General features: G+C 59.2%; 28 protein-coding genes and 1 pseudogene. 13 read left to right on the top strand and 16 right to left on the bottom strand.

Features of this window, described 5'->3' with window-relative positions:
* The first annotated feature begins 10 nt into the window (after window positions 1–10).
* The 5 genes from GSQ92_RS06710 (at window position 11) to GSQ92_RS06690 (ending at window position 1,852) form a co-directional block, all read left to right on the top strand.
* Window positions 11–226: a hypothetical protein gene (locus GSQ92_RS06710; RefSeq protein WP_159013217.1), complete on the top strand. Its 216-nt coding sequence runs from the start codon at window positions 11–13 to the stop codon at window positions 224–226.
* A gap of 102 nt (window positions 227–328) precedes the next feature.
* The gene (locus tag GSQ92_RS06705; RefSeq protein WP_159013216.1) at window positions 329–517 is read left to right on the top strand and encodes a hypothetical protein; all 189 of its coding nucleotides are present in this window, start codon (window positions 329–331) and stop codon (window positions 515–517) included.
* Between the two features lie 128 nt (window positions 518–645).
* Window positions 646–948 (top strand): AlpA family transcriptional regulator, encoded by a 303-nt coding sequence (locus GSQ92_RS06700; protein WP_159013215.1) that lies wholly within the window; start codon window positions 646–648, stop codon window positions 946–948.
* An 18-nt stretch (window positions 949–966) separates the two neighbouring features.
* Window positions 967–1,362, top strand: a complete 396-nt coding sequence (locus tag GSQ92_RS06695; protein ID WP_159013214.1) for an AlpA family transcriptional regulator — start codon at window positions 967–969, stop codon at window positions 1,360–1,362.
* 73 nt (window positions 1,363–1,435) lie between these two features.
* Window positions 1,436–1,852 (top strand): hypothetical protein, encoded by a 417-nt coding sequence (locus tag GSQ92_RS06690; RefSeq protein WP_159013213.1) that lies wholly within the window; start codon window positions 1,436–1,438, stop codon window positions 1,850–1,852.
* Between the two features lie 67 nt (window positions 1,853–1,919).
* Here GSQ92_RS06690 and GSQ92_RS06685 read toward each other — a convergent pair whose 3' ends face one another.
* The 5 genes from GSQ92_RS06685 to GSQ92_RS06665 all read right to left on the bottom strand — a co-directional run bounded on the left by GSQ92_RS06685 (window position 1,920) and on the right by GSQ92_RS06665 (window position 4,741).
* Window positions 1,920–2,291 carry a response regulator gene (locus GSQ92_RS06685; RefSeq protein ID WP_159013212.1) on the bottom strand — a complete coding sequence of 124 codons (372 nt, stop codon included), beginning with the start codon at window positions 2,289–2,291 and terminating at the stop codon, window positions 1,920–1,922.
* Between the two features lie 946 nt (window positions 2,292–3,237).
* Complete coding sequence (locus GSQ92_RS06680) at window positions 3,238–3,657, bottom strand: hypothetical protein (RefSeq protein WP_159013211.1); 420 nt, start codon at window positions 3,655–3,657, stop codon at window positions 3,238–3,240.
* On the bottom strand, window positions 3,654–4,037 hold the full coding sequence (locus GSQ92_RS06675; RefSeq protein ID WP_159013210.1) for a hypothetical protein: 384 nt from the start codon (window positions 4,035–4,037) through the stop codon (window positions 3,654–3,656). Before GSQ92_RS06675 ends, GSQ92_RS06680 begins: the two co-directional genes overlap by 4 nt.
* Window positions 4,034–4,252 (bottom strand): hypothetical protein, encoded by a 219-nt coding sequence (locus GSQ92_RS06670; RefSeq protein ID WP_159013209.1) that lies wholly within the window; start codon window positions 4,250–4,252, stop codon window positions 4,034–4,036. Before GSQ92_RS06670 ends, GSQ92_RS06675 begins: the two co-directional genes overlap by 4 nt.
* Window positions 4,253–4,408: 156 nt before the next feature.
* Window positions 4,409–4,741, bottom strand: coding sequence for a hypothetical protein (locus GSQ92_RS06665; RefSeq protein WP_159013208.1), 333 nt, complete (start codon window positions 4,739–4,741; stop codon window positions 4,409–4,411).
* A gap of 71 nt (window positions 4,742–4,812) precedes the next feature.
* On the opposite strand from GSQ92_RS06665, the gene GSQ92_RS06660 reads away from it, so the two are divergent.
* The 4 genes from GSQ92_RS06660 (at window position 4,813) to GSQ92_RS06645 (ending at window position 6,805) form a co-directional block, all read left to right on the top strand.
* Window positions 4,813–5,082: a transcriptional regulator gene (locus GSQ92_RS06660; RefSeq protein WP_159013207.1), complete on the top strand. Its 270-nt coding sequence runs from the start codon at window positions 4,813–4,815 to the stop codon at window positions 5,080–5,082.
* A 78-nt stretch (window positions 5,083–5,160) separates the two neighbouring features.
* Window positions 5,161–5,532 (top strand): hypothetical protein, encoded by a 372-nt coding sequence (locus GSQ92_RS06655; protein ID WP_159013206.1) that lies wholly within the window; start codon window positions 5,161–5,163, stop codon window positions 5,530–5,532.
* 112 nt (window positions 5,533–5,644) lie between these two features.
* Complete coding sequence (locus GSQ92_RS06650; protein ID WP_371418541.1) at window positions 5,645–6,427, top strand: MgtC/SapB family protein; 783 nt, start codon at window positions 5,645–5,647, stop codon at window positions 6,425–6,427.
* Window positions 6,428–6,538: 111 nt separating this feature from the next.
* Window positions 6,539–6,805 carry a hypothetical protein gene (locus GSQ92_RS06645; protein WP_159013205.1) on the top strand — a complete coding sequence of 89 codons (267 nt, stop codon included), beginning with the start codon at window positions 6,539–6,541 and terminating at the stop codon, window positions 6,803–6,805.
* A 107-nt stretch (window positions 6,806–6,912) separates the two neighbouring features.
* On the opposite strand, the gene GSQ92_RS06640 is transcribed toward GSQ92_RS06645, so the two are convergent.
* Complete coding sequence (locus tag GSQ92_RS06640) at window positions 6,913–7,335, bottom strand: hypothetical protein (protein WP_159013204.1); 423 nt, start codon at window positions 7,333–7,335, stop codon at window positions 6,913–6,915.
* A gap of 942 nt (window positions 7,336–8,277) precedes the next feature.
* A complete protein-coding gene (locus GSQ92_RS31600) occupies window positions 8,278–8,577 on the bottom strand; it encodes a Rap1a/Tai family immunity protein (RefSeq protein ID WP_371418540.1) in 300 nt (99 codons plus the stop codon).
* Between the two features lie 153 nt (window positions 8,578–8,730).
* Between GSQ92_RS31600 and GSQ92_RS06635 the strand changes: the two genes are divergently transcribed.
* On the top strand, window positions 8,731–9,129 hold the full coding sequence (locus GSQ92_RS06635) for a hypothetical protein (RefSeq protein ID WP_159013203.1): 399 nt from the start codon (window positions 8,731–8,733) through the stop codon (window positions 9,127–9,129).
* A gap of 146 nt (window positions 9,130–9,275) precedes the next feature.
* Here the strand turns inward: GSQ92_RS06635 and GSQ92_RS06630 are convergent, their stop codons facing one another.
* From GSQ92_RS06630 to GSQ92_RS06610, 5 genes are all read right to left on the bottom strand, one after another.
* Window positions 9,276–11,903, bottom strand: coding sequence for a lytic transglycosylase domain-containing protein (locus GSQ92_RS06630; protein WP_159013202.1), 2,628 nt, complete (start codon window positions 11,901–11,903; stop codon window positions 9,276–9,278).
* Window positions 11,900–13,660 carry a hypothetical protein gene (locus tag GSQ92_RS06625; RefSeq protein WP_159013201.1) on the bottom strand — a complete coding sequence of 587 codons (1,761 nt, stop codon included), beginning with the start codon at window positions 13,658–13,660 and terminating at the stop codon, window positions 11,900–11,902. The genes GSQ92_RS06630 and GSQ92_RS06625 overlap by 4 nt, the downstream gene beginning before the upstream one ends.
* 3 nt (window positions 13,661–13,663) lie before the next feature.
* Entirely contained in the window at window positions 13,664–14,017 is a 354-nt protein-coding gene (locus GSQ92_RS06620) for a hypothetical protein (RefSeq protein WP_159013200.1), read from the bottom strand.
* Window positions 14,018–14,236: 219 nt separating this feature from the next.
* Window positions 14,237–15,400 carry a hypothetical protein gene (locus tag GSQ92_RS06615; RefSeq protein ID WP_159013199.1) on the bottom strand — a complete coding sequence of 388 codons (1,164 nt, stop codon included), beginning with the start codon at window positions 15,398–15,400 and terminating at the stop codon, window positions 14,237–14,239.
* Entirely contained in the window at window positions 15,400–16,329 is a 930-nt protein-coding gene (locus GSQ92_RS06610) for a GNAT family N-acetyltransferase (protein ID WP_254066582.1), read from the bottom strand. The genes GSQ92_RS06615 and GSQ92_RS06610 overlap by 1 nt, the downstream gene beginning before the upstream one ends.
* A gap of 511 nt (window positions 16,330–16,840) precedes the next feature.
* On the opposite strand from GSQ92_RS06610, the gene GSQ92_RS06605 reads away from it, so the two are divergent.
* Window positions 16,841–17,041 carry a hypothetical protein gene (locus tag GSQ92_RS06605; protein WP_159013198.1) on the top strand — a complete coding sequence of 67 codons (201 nt, stop codon included), beginning with the start codon at window positions 16,841–16,843 and terminating at the stop codon, window positions 17,039–17,041.
* Window positions 17,042–17,855: 814 nt separating this feature from the next.
* Here GSQ92_RS06605 and GSQ92_RS31595 read toward each other — a convergent pair.
* A pseudogene (locus GSQ92_RS31595) lies at window positions 17,856–18,182 on the bottom strand (IS3 family transposase); the annotation flags it as partial.
* A 378-nt stretch (window positions 18,183–18,560) separates the two neighbouring features.
* On the opposite strand from GSQ92_RS31595, the gene GSQ92_RS06600 reads away from it, so the two are divergent.
* Window positions 18,561–19,070 (top strand): hypothetical protein, encoded by a 510-nt coding sequence (locus GSQ92_RS06600; protein ID WP_159013197.1) that lies wholly within the window; start codon window positions 18,561–18,563, stop codon window positions 19,068–19,070.
* Between the two features lie 29 nt (window positions 19,071–19,099).
* Here GSQ92_RS06600 and GSQ92_RS06595 read toward each other — a convergent pair whose 3' ends face one another.
* The 3 genes from GSQ92_RS06595 to GSQ92_RS06585 are packed head-to-tail and all read right to left on the bottom strand — an operon-like array spanning window position 19,100 to window position 21,802.
* Window positions 19,100–20,092 carry a RimK family alpha-L-glutamate ligase gene (locus GSQ92_RS06595; RefSeq protein ID WP_159013196.1) on the bottom strand — a complete coding sequence of 331 codons (993 nt, stop codon included), beginning with the start codon at window positions 20,090–20,092 and terminating at the stop codon, window positions 19,100–19,102.
* Window position 20,093: 1 nt separating this feature from the next.
* Entirely contained in the window at window positions 20,094–20,759 is a 666-nt protein-coding gene (locus GSQ92_RS06590; RefSeq protein ID WP_159013195.1) for a hypothetical protein, read from the bottom strand.
* 44 nt (window positions 20,760–20,803) lie between these two features.
* Window positions 20,804–21,802, bottom strand: coding sequence for a glycoside hydrolase family protein (locus GSQ92_RS06585; RefSeq protein ID WP_159013194.1), 999 nt, complete (start codon window positions 21,800–21,802; stop codon window positions 20,804–20,806).
* A 472-nt stretch (window positions 21,803–22,274) separates the two neighbouring features.
* Between GSQ92_RS06585 and GSQ92_RS06580 the strand changes: the two genes are divergently transcribed.
* On the top strand, window positions 22,275–22,895 hold the full coding sequence (locus tag GSQ92_RS06580) for a hypothetical protein (protein ID WP_159013193.1): 621 nt from the start codon (window positions 22,275–22,277) through the stop codon (window positions 22,893–22,895).
* The last annotated feature ends 673 nt before the right edge of the window (window positions 22,896–23,568 follow it).

Raw genomic sequence — 23,568 nt, 5'->3', positions numbered from 1 at the left:
AGGGCGATCTATGAACGACCAGGACAGGCTCATCCCCTCAGACCTGCAGCCAGTTGATGACGCGGAACTCGCTCGGATCGTTCAGACGAGGGTCGAAAGCATGGGCCGGCGGTCGGTGCACCCGGCCGACAGGATCGCGGCGGCCCATTTAGCCGCGGAGGTCGTGCGCGCCATCCAGGGAGCGAACTACGTCGTCCTGCAGGGGCCTCCCGCTGCTTGCGAATAGCTGCCAGTGCACCCGCCCGAATTCCGCCTCAGCCACCACCTCTCGGACTGGCCCGACTGCCACCTCGAAGCCCAGTGCCCTGGGTGCAAACGCTCCTCAACGGTGCCCACGCGGCTGTTGATGCAGCGCCACGGCGACATGAAGGTCATCGAGGCGGTTAAGCGCATGCGGTGCCAGAAGTGCCGGGTGTCGCCCGCGCCAGCCTACCTCTGCGCCTCGCATCACCGGTCTTTCTGCTACGGGCCGGATCCAGACTGGGCGCTGGAACTGGTGCCGGAGCCGAGGCCCTAGAACTGATCTCCAGGCTCAAGCCCCGGTTAGCGATCACATTGAAGTCAGGTGGACGATGATTGACGATGTCAACGGCGGTTCTCTGACAGACCAAGGCACCCTAGACGGGGGGCTTTGATGGGGTCGGTATGGACAAGGGCAAGCGCTGGCTGAAGGCCGAGGATGCCGCGACCTATGTCGGAGTGCGGGTCGATCAGTTGCGACGCCTGGTGCGCACCGGAAGGCTGCCACCGCCATCGCATAGCCTCGGGCCGCGATCGCCACGCTGGGACCGGCTCGCGCTAGATGCGGTATTCGAGGTGAAGCAAGTTAAGCCAGATCACGTGACGCCATCTGGAATGGCCCATGCGCTCCTCGCAGAACACAACGCGAAGCGTCGCAGGAAGGAACAGGTAGAGGCTTTCAGGCGTCGTGAGCCAGTTCCACGCTGAATGTCGGAGGGCGCCCGATTGGCCTACGAAAAGACGCGCTGGCTGAGCAGGCGGGCAGCGGCCGAATATCTATCGATGGAGGTGGACCACCTGAAGCGCCACGTGAAGTCCGGGAAACTACCGCGTCCCTCCTTCCACCTTGGGCCGAAGACGCCCCGCTGGGACAGAGAGGCGCTGGACGCGGCGATACAGGGCGGACAGGGCCAGGCAGAAAGTTACGAGGAGACGGTGAATGACATTCTCTCGGGCAAATACTCGCGTCGTCGAAAAGCGGATGGCGGACGAGAGCTAGCCCCGCCGAATCCTCAGATTGTCCCCGAGCGGCCGGAACCTGAGCTCGCTCGCCGGCGGCGCCTTCACAAGGAACGGCTGCGCAAGGCGGCAGAAGCTGCGGAGAAGGCGTCCCCGGATTAGGCCGGGGGTTGTTGCAGAACGGCGCGCTGAATGGAGATACTTCTCTCTGTTCTCGGCCGCGAAGGATGACTGCGTGATAAAGCACCCCCGTCTGATGCGCCTTGCTACCATGCTACTTTGCCTTCTCGCCATTGCAATTGCCCCAGCGGCGCGGGCGCAGCGAGTGCTGGAATGCCGCTTCGTTTCGGTGGCGCCGTCCTCCTTCGTTTACGGCCAATGGAGCTTCGCGGCAGATATTTCCGGTGGCTTACTCCATCTCCTCCTGGCCCGGCCGCAGGACTCCGATCCGACCGTGACGACTTATACGCCGCTCGATCATGGCCGATCGGTCCATACCGCGATGCAAGTCGGCTCCGGCGATGGTGCAAGCACAGCGGATTTCGATATGGCGACGCTGGGGCCGGGCGATCTCGTCACGCTTGACCAGTGGCAGTTCGGCGGCACCGAGGAGTATGATCGACTTATCCTACGGTGCCCTTCCCACACCTGATCTTGCCAACCTGACGCCGCGCGCTGCTGGAGCAGCTTGTTAGCGCCGGCGTGGCTCTTGGGCGCGGCTACGCGGCCAAACGCCGTATGCTGCTAACAATGTCCCCCACCCTGTAGGGCTTAGCGAAGAAGACGGCGGCAGGGTCAAAGTCTTTCAGGCGGCTAGTTAGCTGAGGCGCGAAACCAGACGCGATGATCAGAATAATCGGGGGGTGATGAGTTCTCGCGTGCGTAGCGATATGAACGCCGTCCATTTTGCCGGGCATTCTGACGTCGGTGAATAGCACGTCGAAGAACTCCGGCCCGGTGAGGCGTAGGGCGGCCTCGTCGCCGCTGGAGGCTTCTTCAACGTCGAAGCCTTCTTCCCGCAGAGCCTCCGCGGCAGTCAGTCGTATCAGGTGTTCATCTTCGACAAGCAGTATACGCAGTGCCGCCCCCACAGGATTTCCCCCGCTGCCATCTGGCGCCACTTGTAGGCGCTATTTTTATCAATGATTTAGCTCGCCGATTTCCATACACGACCGCGGCATTGGATGCCGCAAAGGCATTCTCAAAAGGATCTCACGAACTCGTGAACATTCCTCTATACTATCCCTTCGCAAGGGACGGTGGGATGCCTGAGTATCGGATTTACGAACTCGATCATGCCGGGGACATCGTGCGCGGACGTGACTTCGACTGTGACTGTGACGATGGAGCGCTGGCCGAGGCACTGGTTGGACTGCGCTCGGCCGAACGAGCTGAGGTGTGGTGCGGAACACGGTGCCTCGGGCAGGTGTGTGGGAAGCATGATCGAAGCGGGTAGCAAGCAAGGCCTACCGCTTGGCCCTGGCTACTTATGCGGCCCCGGGACGTCACCCCAGTTTATCTGCCAGCTCGCTCGTGCTAGGACGTTTAAACAGCCACTCAGAAGAGCAGCTAATTGTGAATTAGGTCACTGCGCAGCGACCGGGAAGTCGCGATCCTGCATCCATGTTGGCAAATCAGAATTTCTCCGAAGAGGCTCAGCTCCGCGCTAGAGAGCGTGAAATTGCCGTTCTGCGGAGGCGCCTCGCTGATCTCGAGGCCGAGAATGGCCGTCTTTGGCAAGCAATGCATTCTACCGGCGACCTGTTGAGGAAGTTCTTGACCGACGACGATTGAGATCGCCCGTTGGCTTTTATGGAGTCGACGGCACTAACCAACTCAGGCGCCGTGACAAAGATAATGGATAAGTTCCATACCCGAATCACGTCTGGTGAATTTACGCTTCGAGCCGGGCTAGTGGTCGAGATATTGCCGGATTGAAGTAAAGCAAAACCCCGCCTGGTGAGGGCGGGGCTTTGTAGTCGAAGCTGGAGCTGGGCGGCCTATTGTTCGGAGCCCCTGCCCTCTTTCAGCGCCTGCTCAGGCCCTCCCCAGAATGTCGCGAGCGAGCGAGACCGCCGCAAGATACTGGTGGTTGCAGGATTCGCGGTTCGGATCGGCCTCCTCCGCGAGCTCGGTCAGCACCATCCTGGCCTTCGCCTGCAGCCCCTCTGGCGTGTGGGCCTTTAGTTCGGCCACTTCCTCGCGGATCTCGTGCCGGCGATTGACCAGTGCTCGCTCCAGCTTGTCGATCTCCTTCGCGCGAGGATGGTCGAACGGCATGAAATCCCGCTCGGCATCCCACGCGGCAAAAGTAGCTTCCGCGTCTCCGAATTCGCGGCAGAGAGCGATGAGCTCACCGTCCAGTTCCTCAGCCTTCGCGGCGCCCGCTTCACCAGCGACGAGCAGCGGTGCGGAGCAGGCGATAAGCCCGCGCCGGGCGATGTGACGACCGCTCATGCGTCAGCCCTCCCCAGCACGTCACTGACAAGCGACAGAGCGACCATGATTTCCTCGTCTTCGCAGCCCTCCTCGAGCTGGGCACTGTGTTGCTGGCGGATCATCTCCTCAAGGACAGTCGCTTTCGCCCGCAATCCCTCGGGCGTGGTGGCGGGTAAATCTGACACGCGCTGGACTGCGCCGCCGATGCGGGTCCAAAGGCCGTCCGGCAGATTGAAGGCGTCCGCGTGCTTATTGCCCGGATCGACCTTGGTCACCTTCCAGAAGGCTTTGTCCTCGGCGCGCATGCGGTGAAAGTCGCCGGCTGCCGCCAGTAGTTCGCGGTCCGGGTGTTGATCCCTTTCCGTCTGCGCGCTGACGGCGATCTGAGCGGTCTTCATTGGCCGCCTCCCGCCTGGAGCTGGTCACGATCAGACATCGCAACGCACGCGAGCGCCCAGCAAACCCACCAGCAGATGATCGGAGTAGCCGAGATGGCGCCTCCCTGGATGAGCGCCGTAAGTATTGTGATGAGCCACACCGCCAGCGTCGCCATCAAAGCGATGAAGAGCAGGTTCGGGGCTGATGGGGTAGTATTGGTCTTAGCCTCAGACATGGTTACAGGACCTCGTCAGGGGTCAGGCACAGGTGGGAGCTGGAGTCCTGCCTGTGCCGACCTTGCCCAGCCTCTCGGCCGGACTCACCGGGAAACCGTCCCGGCGCGGATGGCGCTGGAGCTCGCTGTGCGGCCTCAGCGCAATGGGGTGGGTGGTCAGTGCGCCAGCGCGAGCAGCTGGGCTTGCAGCGCTACGATCGCCCTGCGGCAGGCGCGGACGCGGGCGCGCTCCGCGTTGATCCCGCGCATCGCCCTGCCCTGCCAGAAGCGGCGCATCGGCTTCTTCATGCGGTTCGCCTCGCCCAGCGCCTTGCAGGCGTAAGCGACGCCCTCGATCAGGTCCGGCAGATACGAGAGTTCCTGCGCTAACTGGATGCGCAGGCCCTCTTCCTTGGTCGGCCCGAAGACCTCGGCGTGGGTGCGGAACATCGACACCGAGCGCAGCGGGTTGTGGGCGGCGAGAGGATGGCGGGAGCCGACGTAGCGCATCTAGGAAATCCTTGCTGCGATTCGTGTCTGGTGATATGAATAGTATCACATGAGGCGGGATGCAACTATTAATGTCGAGAGATACTAAAAATATCTATGCCACGGCGGGACAGATGAAGGCGGCACGGGCGCTGCTTGAACTGTCGGGCGAGAAGCTGGCCGAGCTTTCAGGGGTCAGCCTGGTCGCAATCCGTCGCGCGGAGGCCAGTCGCGGCCTCGCAGGGATGATGCGAGCCAACGCCGACGCTATTAGAACCGCCCTGGAAGGTGCGGGGATCCAATTCATTCCCGAGAACGGCGGTGGTGTTGGCGTGAGGCTGCGGGAGCCTGGAAAATCGTGACTGCCAAAAGCGACGGCTCGCGCGCCGCGCGAATCCTATCGATATCGCTATTTATGATCTCGACGCGGACATCCTGAGATGGCGGGTCCAAAGGTTCTGATAATCGATCCGCTCCCTCCGATACCCGATGATCCCGATGATCCCGATGACTGGGAGGATGAAGGGGAGGAAGTCGACACCCTGGACGATAACGACCCTGACCAACACTTCCGGCTCACGCTGCCGCCGAGAGGGTCCGACGACGAGGAGGTGCTGGCAGCACTTCACTGGGCCGCGACGGAGTTCCCCGGCGAGCCAGTGAAGACGATCAAACTCGTCAAGCTCGCCAGTGTTCCGTGGTCAGTCTTCATGGCGATGCTGGATAAACTGGTAGCCGAAGGGCAAATCACCCGAGATGGCGATCGGATTGGCTGGCCGGAGAGCCCCCAAGAAGGAGAACCGGTTGCATGAGTTTTGACAAGCAACGGACGGCCGGGCAGCACTCGCGTCCGCCTAACCGCAATTCAAGGCCACGCGTCGGGACCAGTCTCAGCGTGAGCTGACTGTTCAGGAGTGGGGGCGCTTGTCGAGTTTTTCGAATCTCATAGGCCAAGGCTGGCTGCAGCTGGCAGAGCTCGCGCTTGCTTTTGCATTGTCTGCCCTAATCGGGCTCGAACGTGAGATTCGTCAAAAGAACGCTGGGCTGAGAACATATACCCTCGTTGGTGTCGCCGCCGCCCTGTTCATGCTCATCTCAAAATACGGCTTCATGGACGTGCTCGCTCCTTACCGGGTCGTGCTCGACCCTTCCCGCGTCGCCGCTCAGGTCGTGTCCGGAATTGGGTTCGTGGGTGCCGGTGTAATCTTCATGCGCCGCGACGTCGTGCGCGGCCTAACGACGGCCGCGTCCGTCTGGGTCACCGCTGCTCTTGGGATGGCCTGTGGCGCCGGCCTGCCCGTGCTCGCCATCGCGACGACGATCGCCCATTTCATCGTGATGCTGGTCTTCCCCAAGCTGGTGGAACGACTACCCCGCCCACGCCGGATCGCAAACGACATTCAAGTCTCTTACGAAGATGGCCGCGGGCTGTTGCGGCTGATCTTGATTAGGTGCACCGAACTTCGGTTCGCTATCGATCACGTGCGGATCGAACGAGAAAATCGCTTAACAAGAGCCCGGGATGACGCCGAGGACGCTGTTCATCATCTTGGGGCGGCGAAAGAGCCGCCGGAAGGCCGAGAGCCCGTTACCCTCAGCATGCAGGTCAAAGGGAAAAGACCCATCGAGCACCTCATCGGTAGGCTTATAGAGATCGAGGGTGTTCTGCGGGTTGGAACCACGAATGACGGCGCTGACCTGGAGTAGCTGGCCCAGAGGATTGGCGCGGTGGAATTTTGGAAATGGAAACGCAGGGCGCGACTGAGCCCTCTTTTGGATCCCTAGGCTCCGGCTTAAGTCCCAGCAAAAGGTCTGGTTATGACTGATGACATCGAGCATCCAGATGCAGATCCGACGGTCAGGCAACTGGGCGAGCAATTCGGTCGAGGCTTAGCAGAGGCCGACCTAACCACGTTCGAAGCAGTCCTCCTTGGTGCAGCGGACTCACTTCTGCAGGGAATGGCCGAGGCTGGAGAGGACGAAGATGTCGCGCAGGTGGCGGTGGATCAGTTCCGCAAGGGGGCCCGGGATGAGTGGACGCGGGTATCTATGGCTCTCAAGAACGCCACGCCTGGCAGAGCTTAGTGGAGGTGCTGGAGCTCGCTTGGCGCGGACTCTCACGGTGGAGGAAGACCCCGTTGCCTCCGGCTGAACGTCAGTAGGCTCGGAACAGAGGCCTCTAGCGATTGACTTCACTCGGCCTCATCAGGGCCCGCGTTGTAGGGCTTAGCAAAAGCCAGGCTTGCAACTGGATCGATGCGGTCGGCCTCGCGCAGCGCCCAAGTTGACCAGGCCTCTATTTCGACCGCGGAGACAGGTGTCTCCAGGTTTGCATTGGCCATGCGGACAGCCTCAACATAACGGCGGATTTCCTGAGCACGTGCTAGGGCTGATGCCTCGCCTAGAAGGCGATCCACCCGGGCGCGTTCCAGCTCTGCTTTAAGCTCCCGAGCTCGCCGTTCAGACTCTTGCTGTTGCTGCCGAGCCTTTTCCTGGAGTTCGGCCTTCCGTTCTATCAACCACTCCCGTTTCCTCACGACACTTTCGCGGTACTGCATCTCTCCCCGCACAATCACCTCGACCGCAATTTCTGAGAGCTGATCCTCGAGAGGCACCTTTCCGTCCTCCCAGGCCCTCGGAGAGGCTGAGCTGCGAAAGCCTGCGCCGACGGCCAAGCGGATGTGCCCAGCCTTCACGGGAGGGTCGGACGGCCTCGTCCGCGGCTCCATGAAAGTAGCTTCAAAACTTACATACTGGTGGCCAACAGTGACGGAGAACACCTGCCCGTCATTCACTTGACCCTCCACTCGGCATTCGCATCGCACCAGCGTTGAGAAAAGCGCCGACAGAAGCCTGAGCCGCCGACGTTCGATGGGGGAGTCATATTTTGGTCGGTCCCAGTGGTAACCGGTGGCCTGAGCTTTTCTTCGTCGGTCCTCGTCCTTTGCGAGAAGGTCGGCAATGGCTCGGGGAGGTTGTTTGAGACTTCCGCTTGCGACCACTTTCCCAACCGCTCGCCTTACTCGGCTTCTGACCGCTTCCAGATCCTCCTCGTAGACGGGTTCCGGCGGAATTGGCATTGCCGAAATCTCGGCCGGTAATAGCGACTGCCTGAAGTGGGCATAGGCGCCCCCTCCGATAATTACCTCATTGTCCTGCCCAGGAAGCCTAGGATTCAACGGTGCCTGCGGGGGCGTGGGCTTTCCCGCGGTCTTGCGTGCCCACCAGCCGCGAGGCGGCACTGGAATATGGGCCCGGGCACACGCTTTTGCCAAAGCAACGTCCGAGATCTCAAACCGTTTAGAGAGCGCTGAGATAGGCTGGGACCAAACCAGCTCGTAAAGCTCGTTGCGGCTGATACGATGAGGCATGGTGCAGCACTGTCCTCCGGAAGGCTCGGATCATCCGTGGAACATCGCGTAAAGTTGGGCAACGCACGTTTGGCCATCCAACGATTTGTCGGAAGTAAGGTCCGCCTAACTATGCTCTTGCGCGTGATGGGTTCTCAGATCAATCCCCTAGTCTGTCCCCTAGATCGACGGCTATTCGGGCAGCAACTAGCCGCCGCCTGCGTTGGTCCGGCTCGACAGGTTCGCCTGATCCGCCGCGCAGGGGTATGAGCTGCGAAGCGCTTCGAGAACCAGTTCTGCGGCCGAACTCGACCGAAAACCGGGCTTCTGCCGAATGTAGCGCTGAAACGATCGGACCACGTCGAACCTAGTCAGTGAAGCCGGCAGGCAGATGCCGATACTGGGATCGTTCCCCCCAAGGGCGAGAACGTCCGCGACGCCTATTACGTAGGCCGTGCATACCGGGCTATCGTCAGCACAGTAAGCGGCAAGACGACCGCCTGTCATGAAGGCCTGCGCCGTCGCAGCCTCGGTCTGATGAGAGCAAAACAGGGCCAGAAATAGCGCCCCAATCCATAATAATTGCTTCAAAGCCTTATCGTCCTGCCAACAGCCGCATCAATCAATTCGGGTGCTCCATGACCTGTTCAAAGCTCACCCTTGAAAAAATTGTTCCCCTCGAAGGGCGCGGCCACTCCAGCGCTAGATCAGGCAGCGACGCTGAACATCACCCTTGAACAGGGACTCGTCAAAGAGCAGAATCGCAACGAAAGGGTCGGGCGGCATTTGCGCGCCCCAGGGATCAAGCCAGTGATCTACGCAGTTGTCAGCCTGGTCGTTCTTTGTTTTTGGCTGAGGGCGAGCCTCTGGGGCATCCCAATGATGTTCTTGCTCGAGGCGCTGTTCCTCGGTCCGATTTTCGTCACCTGGGATCTAGCCTCCCAGTCGAGCGGTGCCGAGTATTTCGCGCTCCTCGCCGCGATTGCGGTCGCCCCGGTCCTCATCAAGACTCTCACGATCTACGCTCTGAGAACCAGGACTCCGGCGCGCGCTCAATGATGGCTTTGCTCGGCCACTATCCCGAGATGCTCCTCGTCGGACTGGGCGCTGGTGTCGTGCTCCAGCTCTTCCTCTACCTGGACAAGCTGATCATCTGGTCGCTGTGGAAATGGGGGCGCCTCTGTTTCGAGAGAGACGCCCGCAGATCATGGCGAAGGCAGGCGGTCTTTCTTCGCAGCCGCTACCCCGAGGCCTCCAGCGTTGCCCGCGTAGGTCGTCATGAGCCGGTTCACGACACCTGGAGCGGCGGCCGGGTTGAGCCCAGCCTGAACAAGCCGGTTCGCTAGCAACTGACTTCCGAGGTAGGCGCGAGCGCCCCGTGCGGCGAGTGCCGTGCCTCCAGCTGCTGCAGCCAGGTAGGCCGCATCGACCGGGTTGGCAGCGCCCGTAATCACACCTCCAACGATACCCCCTGCGCGCGTCATGGCGTCGAGCGTAGCTACTCGATTGGCCGTCCCGCTATCTGGCGGCTCTTTCAGAAAGCGCTGGCCGATGCGCGCCAGATCAACGATATCTCCGCCACCGCCGGCATAGGCCGTGCTGCTGCCATAGGTTTTGCCCACAGCGCTGGCCAGCCTCGCGGGGCTGATGTCTCCGCCTGTGGCGCTGCTCACCAAGGGCTCGATCGTCTTCAGGTTCTTGTATTGCAGCCGGGCCTGAGAATAGGCCTGGGCGTCTTGCGGGCTGAGGCTGCGGGATAGCGCGTCCTGCAGAACTCCCTTTATCTGACCGGCGAAGTTGGCGACGTTGCTGTCCCGGCTGTTGATGGCGGCATCGAGCGTCGATCCCTTGTGGATCAGGTTTCCAAAGGTCTGCCCCGTGATCGTGTCGCCTGGCTGGACGTTCTTCATCACGCCGGCAAGCTGACGCTGGACCACGGCGTATTCCGAATCAGTCAGCGACGACTGGGCTTTCGCCTCGATCCCAGATAGGTCCTGCACGAATTGCGGGTCGAAGTTCACGTCGTTGTTGTTCTCGACGTGATCCAGTGTCGCGCCGATGCGCAGCTTCGCGTTCGTCATGACCTGAGGCGTGACCTTGGGGGTATCTTCGCCGATCTGGTTCGAGACGGCTTTGTTGAAGGCCGCCTGCTGGGTCGCAGATTCAGCCGTCGCGCCTGAGAACGGCACCTGCTTGGTAACCGCGTCCACCGTGCGCACGGCCGGATTTGTGCTGAGCTGGCCAAGCGTGATGGGAATGCCGAGCTGCCTCGCCTTTGCTGCCAGAGCCGCCGTCTCAGCGTCCGTCGATCCGCCGAGGGCTGCCTTGACGATGCCCTTCCCGGCGCCAATGACTGCGGGGACGGCGCCGCCAAGAACACCACCGAGTTCCGCGCCCTGCTCGACCTGCGGCAAGAGCGGATTGTTGGAGCCCCCGGAAGTCGCCGCGGCGACGCCAGCTCCTTGCGCCGCTCCCTTTGCTGCATTGGTGCCCAACGCAACGAGGGCGTTCCCGCCGGGGATAGCACGCACCCCGTTCGCCACTGCGCCAGCAACCCGGCCCACGCCTGGGATCGCATCCAACACAGCGCCGACGCCAGCGCCTCCAGCCGCCATCATGGGAATAGCCTGGGCGATATTCCCGCCGACATTGCCCGCGAGATAGAGCGGATTGTTTCCGAACTGCTGCTGGTTGCCCTGGATCGCGGCCATCAGATCGTTCGAGACCTGATCGGGATGCAATCCGACCGAGCTGTCCAGGGATTTGAGGAACGGAACGTTGTTGTCCACGTAGTTTGCGACGTTGGCGAGCGTGCGCGCCGTGCCCCGGTAGGCGTCAGCTGCGCCTGCGCCAGCGGCCTGCATCCAAGTCGGGATCGTTGCGCCACCGGGGGAGCTGATCGGAGTTGGATTAGGACCTCCAGCGGCGGCCGGATCGGGGGTTGCCCCGCTGACAGCGATTGGCGCCGAAGCATCGGCTGGCCCATCAGGCGGTGCCGCTTGCTGGAGCTTGAAGCGGTAGTAATCGGCATCGCTGAGGTTCGTGGTGACGCCTGATCCGTCCGGCGCAGGATGAGGTGCGACCGTCGCGAAAGCGGCTGGAGGCGCCGCGGAAGGCGCTCCGGGCGGGGTAGAGGGCGGCGGCGTCTGCGGAGGCGCCAACGTAGCTGACGGAGCGCCAGAACCACCTGCAGCCTGAGGAGGCGATCCAGAGCCCGTAAGCATCTGCATCATGGTCGCGTCGTCTGGACGGCCAGGAATGGGTGCGGCCGAGGGAAGGTTGCCTGGAGCTGCGGCAGAGCTGGAGGCCGGTGGCGGGCTCGATCCGGAGCCGCCGGTCAACATCTGCATCATCTGGTCGTCGCTGGGGCGACCGGGGATTGGCGCCGAGCCCGGCGCGCTGCCGGCATCGGTAGCGTTCCCAGTATCGGCCTGCGCCACCTTGATCCCGCCAGCCCGCAGGATGTCCTGATAGGCGGCCTGGACCTTGCCGACGTAGGCTTGCGTCTCGGGGTTGTTGACGTTTCCGTTTGGCCCCGCGTTGTAGTGCATCAGCGCATCCGGCACGTTGCCGAACTGCGTCAGCATCTTGCTGAGATACTTCGTGCCGCCGTTGATGTTCTGACCGGCGTCGGAACTGTCCTTGACGCCCATATCAGAGGCCGTGCCGGGCTCAAGTTGCATGAGGCCGTGCGCGCCCGTGGGGCTTGTGGCGTTCGGATCATAGCTGCTCTCGACTGCGGAAACGGCAGCCGCAAGGTTAGGATCGACGTTGTTTGCCTGCCCCGCCTGCGCGAACAGCGAGTCATAGGGCGTGACGCTCATGCTGGTCATGGCGTGATCCCCGGCGGCAGGCCCGTCGCTGGGTCATAGGGTGCGGCTGGAGGCGGCACGCCAGCCGGAGCCCCGGCGGGAGCAACAGCCGGCGCCGACGAGAAGCCGAGCTTGCTGCCATCGATGAAGCCGTTCTGCGAGGCCGACCACACTTGGTTCAGGAAGTTGGTGCGCGCCGATCCGGACAGGCTTTGCAGCACCGTTCCGCGCTGCTTCGGGTTCATGAGATCGAAGGCATAAGCGCGAGGATCGACAGACTTGTTCCAGTTTGCCGACCACTGGTCATAGTTCGATGCCGGCAGCCCGGACTGCGTGAACGCCTGCGCCTGAGCCTGCTGCATCCGCTCCAGCCCCATCGTGGCCTTCACCACGTCCGTGGCGGCCAGATTGCTGATGTGCGTGGAGGCGTTGCTCGTCAGCGCCGTCGCGAGCTTGCTGTCCGTGCCAGGGCCCATGGCCGAGGCTTGGTTCGAAGCATAGGCCGTCAGGTATTTGTTCGCCTCGTCGTAGCTCGCGATGCTGTTCGGGTCGGTGCCGATGATGTTCCGCACGTAGGGGACCGAATTGAGGTAGCTCGCGACCGCCTGCCGGGTATCGGTGCCGGGACCAGTCCCGGTGGGGCCGAGATTCTGGAGAGCAGTGAGCGCCTTGTTGAGCTGGAAGATGCGCGAGCCCGATGTTGCTACCGATTGGTAGAGATTGTGCGCGTCGTTGGCTGATCCCGTGCCGGCGACAGTTGCTCCAGCCGATTGCGCCGGCCCGATGCCGGTCTGGATTGCACCAGGAGGCGCGCCAGGCGGTGGCGTTGGCATGCCTGGAACGCTGGAGGCCTGCGGCCCGGAATACGGCGCCCCACGGCCTGGAAGCCGTCCAGTGCCGAAGATGGAGGGCGTCGATCCAGCGCCACCGCCGGGCACGAGATTGCCCTGGCCTTGGCCCACCGCGACTGTCGCCGCCGGGAGTGTATAGGTTGAACCGTCCGGCGCAGTGATCGTCCGCTGAGAAACCTGCTCGCCGGGCGAGAGCGTCTTCTGCAGGTTCATGCCGACCGCGTTGGGATTGGTCGTCGGATTGGTATCGACACCAGTGATCCCTCCGCCCGTGTCGGTCAGGGATACGTTCGGCCGGAAGATCTGCGCCTGCACACCGTCGCTGAAGGATCGGCCTGCCTGGTTCGTGACCCAGCCCTGAAGCTGCTGCCCATAAGCCTGCTTATAAGCCGGGTCATTCATCTTCGTCGGATCCATCACCGGCATCGACGCCGCTATGTCTCCCGCAATCTCATCGGTGGGCAGGCCGGCCGCATGGAGACTGCCAACCACGCCATACACATCGCCCGGCGTCACGTTGGGGCCCAGCCGCATCAGCGGCGCGAACGCCTGATTGTATGGCGACATCCGATTCAGCGTCTGGCTGAGTCCGGATTGGTTGAGTTTGTATTGTTCCTCTTGGCGCTGCTGTGCCTGCGCCGCGACATCGCCGGCCAAATAAGCAGCCGCAGGATTCCCCGCCACGAGCGACATCAGCTTATTGCTGTCTAGCTGCCCGGTGGTTGGATCGATCGACTGACTATATGCCTGACCGATCGCCTGGCGTGCCGCTAGCGTCTGCTGAGCAGTCTGGTTCTGAAGCCGCTGGCCCTGGATGTCCTGAGCCTGGCCATACATTTGCAGCAGATTGTTTTGCTGCGGCGGCTGGTAGACGGGCGCGCGCGCTTCGAGTTCTGGGTAGGGAGAGCCGAGAACGTTGCCTGACATTTCCTACGCTCCCGGCGCCGCTGGTGCAGACTGCACCGATTTCGCCATATCCTGCAGATGCACGGACCCGAGGATAGCGCCTTTGAAGCGCTGGACTATGAAGCTGCGAAGTTGCGCCGGATCCTTTGGAAGTCCGGCGAGAGTCTGCGATGCCTCCTCGACCGTCGTCTTTCCGTCCTTCACGCCTTGCGCTGCGGTGGACACCACGTCCTGCATCGTTAGCTCAGGCTTGCGTGCCAGCGTGCCATAGGCGTGCACCCAGTAATTCGACCGCTGGATTTGCCCGGCCAGGTTTGTCGGATCCGGATTCTGAGGGTGGAAGGCATTCTTGATCCGCTGCTGAACGATGTCCGACATCTGCCGGCCCGGCGGTCCTGCCATCTGCCCCGGAACAGGTGCGGGACCTGGAGCGCTCGCCGCGCTTCCCCCAACAGCGGCGGGAGGAGCGAATCCCTGCATCAGGAGATTGGTTCCAGGACCAGGCGGCTGCCCTGATTGAGCAGCGAACTGCGCACCGAATTGCGCGTTTTCCTGGGCACGCTGAGCGTGAGTCTGATGAATTGGCATGATGTGCGATCAATCGTAAGCGATGCCGGGGGTTGAGCCAAAGCCACCGTAGTTTGACGCTTGGTTGACGGCCTGAGCGGAAGAACCGAACAGGCCGCCTGTGATGCCGTTGGAATACTGGTCGCCGCCGAGGAGTCCGCTAAGCAATCCCCCACCGCTGCCGCCGCCGTTCAGCTGGTTCAGCAGCATGTTTTGCTGGAGGCTTCCGCCAAGCCCAGAGACAGCGCCGCCAATGTTGCTCAAACCCTGCGCGTTGGCATTGGCCGAGCCCACCGCGCCTGCTGCGCCTGCTTGCCCGACGCCCGTGAGGCCGGCGTTGACCTGTCCAGCGGTGTTCGTCGCATATGATCCGTAATCGCCCGCAGCCTGCAGGCCAGTCTGGTAGGGCTGCATCAGCATGTTGAAGTTCTGCTGATTGGTGTTCAGAAGTCCGGCTTGCTGGTTGATGCTGTTGGTCGCAAGGCCGCCGTAACCCTGGCCCTGGTTGAGGTAGCCGGTGCCGACGCCAGTATAGCCCTGCCCCTGGTTAAGGTAGGAATTGCCGAGGCTGTTATAGCCCTGTGCGACCTGCGCCATATCGTTGAAGTCATTCTGATACGTGCTGTTGGCGAGACCGGTGGCGTAGGCGGCAGCGCCCTTCAGGGCTGCCCCTGAGTTGCCCAGACCGCGAGCAGCAGCGCTGTTCTGCGTGCTCTCCAATCCTTGGTTCAAGGTGAACTGGTAGCCCGGCGTCGCGGCAAGTTGCGCCTGCGTCGGGCCGTTCTGCAGCGTGCTGTAGAGATTATTCGCCGCGCCGAATTCGTTGCCCGCCTGCCCATAGGCATTATTGGCCGCGCCGAATTCGTTCCCCGCCTGTCCATAAGAGCCAGCGGCCTGTCCGGTGTAGCCGGATGCTTGGCTCAGAAGATTGGTATTCGTATTGTAGGTGCCATTGACCAGAGCATTGTCGAGACCCTGATTGGCTAGCTGGCCCGTGTTCGTATAGGGCTGCAGCGCGGTCGCAACGTTCCCAAAGGTATTGTTGGAATTGTTGACCGCGTTCTGCTGCTGCTTGATCTGGAGCTTGGCCGCGTCGGCCGCCCCACCCGCAGCAGTGCCCGCAGCACTGGCGCTTAGCGCCCCCGCCGCAACTGTTCCGACGCCTGCAGCGATGCCGCCCGCTGCGAGGCCCATTAGTGCAATACCTTCAAGTTGAGAGAATAAATCTGACCGAATTCTTCGGCCCCGAGCCGGCGATAAAGGGCGCCCATTCGGGGGCCGGCGCCGCGAGTTCCAGCGCGAAAGAACACGTCATCCACGCCTTGCTCGCGCAGATGCGCGATGGATGCCCGCTGGAGCTTGAGCCCCAGCCCCGGCGCGTTTGGAGATGTGAAGAAGCTGGTATGAAGCGCCTCTGTGCGATCGTCAGACTGCAGAGAGGGCGCGGTAATCGCCACGAGATAGCCAAACATCCGCCCATTCTGCCGAGCCGTCGTGATGTGCAGGATCCCGACATCCTCCAGCTTTTGGAGCAGGGGGATGTTCTTCATTGCGATGGCGTCCGGAGGCTCGCCGACCATAATGAGATGCTCGCCGATCAGCCCCGCGCCGTCTCGCAGCAGCGCTTCGAGCGGTTCCTGCGCAAAGGTGAATTCGTTCGAGACGACGGCACGGGACATGAGCTTCGTGCGAGTGTGCTGGCCGACACTCCTCGCCGCTGCCTGCAACTGCCTGGCGTTCGCCGCGTAGTAGTGCATCTGGGCCGGTAGATTGATCTGGAGGTTCAGCGGAGCCGCGCGGGCATACCAATCCGGATCATGCGGGAGCGACAAGCAATGCTCGAAGATGCGGGCGCAGGTAGCCTCATCATTCAGCTCCGCGAAGGTGACGGAGAGAGCGCCTGGCACGCGCGCGGAGATCTGCTCCAGCTTGCGATCCAGCGCCTCTAGGCCGCCCCGCAGCGCCTCTGGATCGGCAATCACGCCAGTGCGGCGCAGGCTATCCACAACCTCATCCACAGGCCGCCGAATCACGACCGTCTTGATCTCGGGCCGCAGCTCTTGGACCAACCGCCAATAAGGCGCCGCTGCGGTCTCCACGGTGCCATGGCGAGGCAAGCCCAACCATGATTTGACATCCTGGAGACTGCGAACGTGCCGCGCTTCATTGTGCCCGCAGGTCCAGCCGTTCGCCGACAAATATCTACTGATCCAGAAGGAGCGACCTCTGGGAGAGGTGTAGACTATGAAAGGCGAAATTGCGGGCATCGGCAATCCCAGCGCGAAGGGCTATTAGCCTTGATCGGCGCTGGTTAGGGCGAAGTCGCCCGCCATGAATGGCGTAGTTCCAGCGCTGAGAGTCATCCCCTAATGGGGCGGCCGCTGGAACGAGCGCCGGTGCGCTCGCCATGTGAAAAGTATAGCATGGGCGGGGTTAGGTTGTCATTCCTTGGTTCGCTCGCAAAACCGAATTCATTAGACGACGAGCCTGAAAGCCCTTCAGATTGTCCGGGGGAGCATGCAGGTCTGCAACCCGCAGCACGAAGATCGACGTGGTGCCGCTCAACCCATCGTGCATTTTCGTCGCGCTCTATCGCTGTCTAGGATGCCTGCCTAAATTCGGAGGCAGCTCGCCATGAAACCTTCATCAGACGCCGTTGCCTCGGAATTGTGGGAACTGGTGCACGTGGACAAGGTCCCCATACGACGCGCTGCGGCACGCCTGAAGCTATCGGTCGCCGCGGCTTACGAAATGCTCGCTCGGGAGAAGCTGCGGCGGGAGGAGAGAGTTCTGCAGCAGCCGGTGCAATTCTCGTCCTACTCCCTCCAGAAGTAATTGCCCCAGCACGGGTTAGGAGACAAAAAGGGCTGTTCGAGCTCCCGGTTGCGCGGCTGCGCTCGGTAAAACTCCGCCCGTCATATTCACATCCTCGAGTGGAGACCGGTGGCTGCGCATCCAAGTCGGCAAGATGCCCGCAATAGCGTCAGGCCCGCCGGCTCAATCACCGATTAGCGGGCGACCGTTAGGAGGGTCGTGCCGAATGGAGGAAGCCACACATTATTCGTTCGTATCGGGGGAGCAGAATATCCTCCTGACGCTATGGCCGACGGATGCGAACGCTTCCCCTCTCTACCTAACATTGGACACGCGGCGAGCGTACAAACTCGCCTCGTACCTAAAGCGGCTGGCCGAGTTGCTTGGGGAAGATCCTGCTGTCCCCCGCCGTTCGCTCCCATTCGCCAATGACCGCGCGTCTGACTAGGGGATGAACTAGGGGATCAGATGATCCGCCTTCCGAAATTCTATGCCAATACAATGACTTAGGATGGCGTTCTGGCGGAGGGGATGTCCGCCCCGATCGACTGTATAACTATGAAGTCTGGAGATTTCTGAACTGTCCCACAAATTGTCCCAGCAGGGTCGTTTTCGCTGGGTTGGTCATGCTCTATCAACTCGGCTCGCGGCGTGCCGAAACGGTCGTCGAAAATTGTTGTCTTGGCTACAACATCAACGACTCAGTCTTGATTGCTCTGCCTGTCCAAGGGCCGAGCACAGAACGGGAGCGAGGTGCTGTTGCGTTGCAGCAAATTGAAATTGGCGCTCGGCTCTCACGGCCTGATCTGCACGCCTTCAGGCGAAACCGACGTCCGAAGACCGCGACCTTTCCTTCGGCCGTCCAGGTCGTGGTCATGTCCGTGCCCCACATCGTGTCGATAGTGCGATAGTGTCGGGAATGATGGTGCCGTCGTGGTTGCGCGATCCACGGGTCCACGCGGCTGACCGACCCGGCCGGGTGCCAGCAAGTTGTTTTTCGCGCATAAGCCGCAACACACGCCGCCGTGGGAACGCCGGCGATCGGCATTCGGGCCCAACCTTCCGGTGACTCTAGCCGTGGAAGGGGCTTTTCGGAGAGGATCTCTCGGACCCTGTCGAGCAAGGCTCAATCCGGCATGGGGCCCGCGGGACCTGGTCTCTGCCGCCGCTGTCTCGGATGGCGCTAAAGGTCCTGGCCTTTGATGTGGCTGAATGCAACCTCCGATAATGTGGCTAAACCACCGCTCGCACAAGGGCCAATTTGGCGATATGGTGAATGTGCGTGGCCATGCTGGACCTATTCCGCACTCCTAGCACCAACGCAACTGCCCGCGCTTCAAGCTGCCGATGCAGTTCGAGGTCCACGCCGTTAAGAAGGTGTGGCAGATTGGTCTTTTAGCCTCATCACGGAGACGATCTGCTAATCCGCTTCGCGCACCATCCTCCCACACGAAGATATTGTGGTCCGCTCGACCGAACACTAAACTCTCGCAAGCTGGACCGCTGATCGAACACCTGTTAGGCTTTTAGGGAGTCGGCAATGTTTAGTCGCAGAATGCTAATCGGCAGTGTGTCGGTCTCACTATTAGTCAGGCCACTAGAGGCGAAAGCAGATCGCGTCAAATCGCCACCGGTTGTGGTGCATCAGCATCCAACGTTTTCCCGAGATCTCGTTGAAGCTTATGATGCCCTCGGATACGACATCGAGGACGCCTATCAGAAGTTTGAGCAAGTCCGAGACGCTTACTTGAGCAAATCTCCGGAGAAATTCTGCAAAGTCTTAGCTGCCCGCTTTACAATGAACCTTAACGGCTACTCTGTCATCGTGTTGCGAGGGCAAGTCCAACCTCTGATAAGATACAAATCCCTTCTCTTCAATCGCTTTGCACTTAAACGGATCGAAGAAGCGGATTTTCTTTCAGTTGAGCCCTCGGTTGATGGTCTTTCATTAGGTCACGGCGATCTCTGGCTTACGCCTCAATGCCTCGATGATGCTTGCGCACGATCATCTCTTTCTCTCACAGTCTTCAACCTCTGGAGTGATAAATAAGGCAATTGCATTTATCGACTGGATGACGTCTAAAAAGTCAAGTTTTGAACGCGACTCGCCTCAATGAATGGCTCAAACGACGTGGATTTTACATGCTTGCTCATATTATATTGCTGTCCTTTGCTTGTGCTGATCAAGAACTTCAAAATTTTTTCTGTGATACCGAAAGGGCCGAAGCTTTCGAAAAAATCAAAGGCCGGTGAAGGGTTTGCCTCCAAGCACCACCATTTATTATCTTCAACCACAAAATCAAATCCACAAAAGTATAATTCGTTATCGTAACAGTAATTTAGGCATTTGGCCACTATTTCCTCAGGCGCTTCGATAAGCTCCATCCTCACCGAGCGTGGCGATCGCCTTGCTTGCTCACGATAGTCAGGCTCGGGAGATGCGATGCTGACCGCGATGGCCTCCAAACCGATCATGTGCAACCTAACCTCATGGCCTAAAACGCGACGCTGAAAGAGAGCCGGCGCGAAGTGCAGATAGTCGAAGCGGAACATGTCAGAGCGATCGACCACGGTTGCAGTCGTTCTATAAGACGAAATCCCTTTTGAAATCCAGGTTCCGTTGTATTTCAGGTGATGCTCAGCAACTTGCCGTTCTGTCGTCACGAAGTGCTGCGGTACCAGGAAGCCGTAGTTCTCTAGCACTCTGTAGTGGAGCGGTTTTGAGAAATTTGACCAACCAGCATGAGGTCGATTAACCACAAAACCCGAAGACCCCTGCAAAAAGGAAGTAATTGGGGCAGTCGCGGTGTCAAATTCGTACTGTTCCGAGTTCGACTTCCAGGCCCTTGCCCTGAACCTATTAAAAATACAATCTACTTCCGGTACAGCCACCTCCGATTCCTCACTCGTAATGACAAGATGTTTTCGCTCACGATCCCACAGGATCTTCTTCCAGTTACGGAAATCTGATGGACTAATGACGTCAGCGAGATGCCCCGACTGGGAAAGGGCACTGATTAATTGAAGGGTAGTTCGATCGCTCCTCGAACCAAAAACAAAGACCTTACTCATCTTACTGTCCGAGCATCTCATTGATAAATAGAATCCGACGCTCCACTGTAAGCGCCCAAGGAAAACCGCAGTTTAATTCTACGCATATGATCTTATCTCCCCCTACATCAAAAATCACGTTGACCCAGTCGACATTTTTTATCCACAACAAACTTTGAATTGTCGCGACGGGTTCTAGAAGACGGCCCCTGTCCCAGATCTCGCGGGCTCGGCCATCGAAAAGGAATATACTGCGGCGGGTTATCGTAAAACCCACCAATAGCTCGGTCGCCGTCTGTATCAAATCTTTGCTCTGCCAAAATAGCCCCGGTATTCGCGTGGGCACTTCTGACGATTCAAGGATATCTCTTATTGAACATTGCAAGCTGGTGTCAAAGGTGAGACTCGCATAGGTCTGAAATGCATTTGCGTTTAGCAGCCTCTCGCTGCTGCCAAGAACGAGTGTCATCGCTGCCGCCCACTCCGACCTCACGAAGTTCACATACTCCTCTACCATCAAGTTGGAAATTGAACACTGAGGGTATCCGTCGAACAATACCGTGGTTTTACCGACACGAGACGCTCCCCCTTTTTTGCGGCCCAGATTAAGCGAGAGGTGGCGATCCAAGAGTGTCAGGTCATCTATCAGAAAAAATGAAGTTCCAGTCCCATCAAGAATGCGCTTCAAGCTAGCGAATTCATTCGACCGATTTGAAAAGAACAAACCGCGATTCATATGACCCTCAGTATAGAATTTAGCCGTCTTGCGATCAATATGATATTCTGCCCCGAGTCACCGGATTTCAACGGAAGCTCAACATCCTTTTCCTCTTCCTTGCTCTCCTTGCCCTTTTCCTCTTCCTTGCTCTCTTTGCCTTTTTCCTCTTCCTTGCTCTCTTTGCCTTTTTCCTCTTCCTTGCTCTCCTTGCCTTTTTCCTCTTCCTTGCTCTCTTTGCCTTTTTCCTCTTCTTTGCTCTCTTTCTCCTTCTCGTCCTCCTTCCCCTTTTCGCTCTCTTTTCCCTTTTCGCTCTCTTTTCCCTTTTCGCCCTCTTTGCTGTCTTTCCCCTTCTCGGTCTTTTCTCCCGTGTCCTTCCCTTTGTCCCCCTCCTTGCTGTCTTTTCCCTTTTCCGTTTTCTCACCGGCTTCTTTTAGTTTTTCCGCAAAATGCTTTGGGAACGAGCCGACCTTTGATGGCAAACTACCTGAAGTAATCGCCGCCACTTCCCGCGGGCCGCGGCTGGAGACTTGCTTATACCATTTTGAATCCTTCAATTCGCTTCCTGCCTTTGACCAGTCACCTGCCCGAACGGCCGCCACAAATTTCTTAAATCCCAGGAGTCCGTTCAAACCCAAGTTGAAACGAAGGCTAATAAGAGTTATTTGGCGACCTTCAGAGTATGCTTCGAAGTCCGGGAAGGCTACCGCCAGATCAGCAGTCGCCGTCTCGATGTCGTGATTAAGAAGAGCGAATGCATCGCTCGGACTAAGACTTTCCGTTCCGGCTTTGACTTTTGAGCTGTTTCGTCCAAGCGCCGCAAGTAGATCGTCGGCGTCAGGTCGCCGAAGGTTAAAGCCCACTCCAATAGTTCTGATCTTCTTTGTATCATCATAGGCTGTGAGCTTGTAACCTTCGCTCATAACTAGATAGCGACGCAACAGGATCTCATCCATCTCGTCCTCCCCGACGCTTCTCATCAAGGCTAAAGAGATAACTAGAGCTTCTTCAGGCATCGTTACACATTGATGCAATGCCAGCAAGAGGTGCTACACGAGTACCATCACCGATGGGCTGCCAGCAAGAACGATGGTTGGCCAACGCAACCTACTTGCGAAACCAGCGGAAATGACGCTCGTGAGGAAGGTCGCCGGTATCCAAGACCCCAGTTGCTTCTTTATCCGAATGTGTCGGCCATCCAACCGTCCAAGCCCACGAGGGTTTCGAGTTCACAAACTTTTTCTGCTTGACATCATCCAAACCAATGCGATGCTCAGTAATTCCGCAGCATGACACGGATATGGATCCTTGTTCCGAATTCACTATCCCGCCAAAGGAGGCGACAGGTATGAAAGGGTTTCGTTCCGAGGTTATCGAAAGCCGCATTGGTTTTAAGTTAGTCTCATCATGCTAATGGCGGAGGGGATCCCACTCTGTCAACACGATATGTTAACTCCGGAAGAGTGTGCCGAGATTGGCCGCAGCGTTATGAAGAATCGCTCGCACTGGGTGCCACGATCGGACGGCGGCTTCTACACGCTGGGAACGGCGGCCTATCTCGACGCGGTGACTAGCATCGATAAGTATCTTCTATCGGCTCGGTGCAGTAACGAAATCTTAATTAAGTCCTTTCCTAGCCTATATGATCGTTTAGGCCTTCTGTTGTCCTCGCAGCTCGAAGAGACAGTCATTTTAGACAAATTGAGGGCGATACCCGGCTTCCACATCTTCGAGGTCGGCGGCCAATCGTTCGAAAAGGAAAGCGTAGCACAGCGATCTCATTTTGATCTCCAATGGCTTTATGCTTATCCGAATGAAGATGTGGTAGGGACATTTTCTTTCACACTCCTTATTGAGGCGCCAAATTGTGGAGCTACAATGGCCGTTTGGGAATTGACTTACAAAGACGCTCTATTCGGCGCCAACCCACGCAAGCACGCGAAGCATTACATTCCCCGCCTAATAAACTACGCACCTGGGCGTCTGCTAATGCATGACGGTCTCATTCTGCATGCTATTGGCCCGACCGGATCAGGCCGGGCCGGCTTGCGTATAACGCTACAGGGGCATGGCATTCGCTTTGACAAGCGCTGGCGGCTATACTGGTAGCTGTCACAATAGTGTAAGCGTATCCTTCCGGCCACAGCCGTCTTCCGATATTTGAGGGACTAACGAGACACTGCCGGGCTTGGTGGGCGGTGGCAAAAGTGCGCTCAGACGATCTGATCGATGCAAGTATAGTCGTCAGTCGGCGGAACAAGTTGTAGCCCGAAACGGCACTTTGACGTGAACATACCCCTTTCTCAATGAGAACAAGCATTGCGATGACCAGGACGCAGCGCGCGGCCAGGTTACATCCTTGGTCTCAGGGTGAAGATGAACAACATCGATCCGCTGGCCTAGCTGGCAGACACACTAGCCTGGGCCCTTACTCTGCTATCGCCTTCGAGCGGCTGCCATGAGACTGAACGTCGGCGAAATCTGCTGTAGAAGAGCAAATGCTAGACCGATACCAAAAGTCGCATTCGCCGCAGGCTTCTGTAGGTTGCGGCGATTTTCATGGGTCATCCGGGTGTTTCCTAAAATGCGTTTAGTACTTCCTTTCTCTTCGACCTTTCAGAGACGCAACACTCGACCGGGAAGTTTCACCGTGCCTCCACGTTCGCGATCTTACGACTGTTTAATCTCGCGAGATGGTGAGGCATGCTAGTGTCCTGATTCCGAAGTTTCTATCCACATCTCTGCTGGACGTCGACGGTTCTTTGGCAGAAGCGCTGGATTG

It is taken from the genome of Acidisoma sp. S159 (assembly GCF_009766125.1).
Taxonomy (GTDB): Bacteria; Pseudomonadota; Alphaproteobacteria; order Acetobacterales; family Acetobacteraceae; genus Acidisoma.
This window is presented reverse-complemented; position numbering and strand designations above follow the sequence as displayed.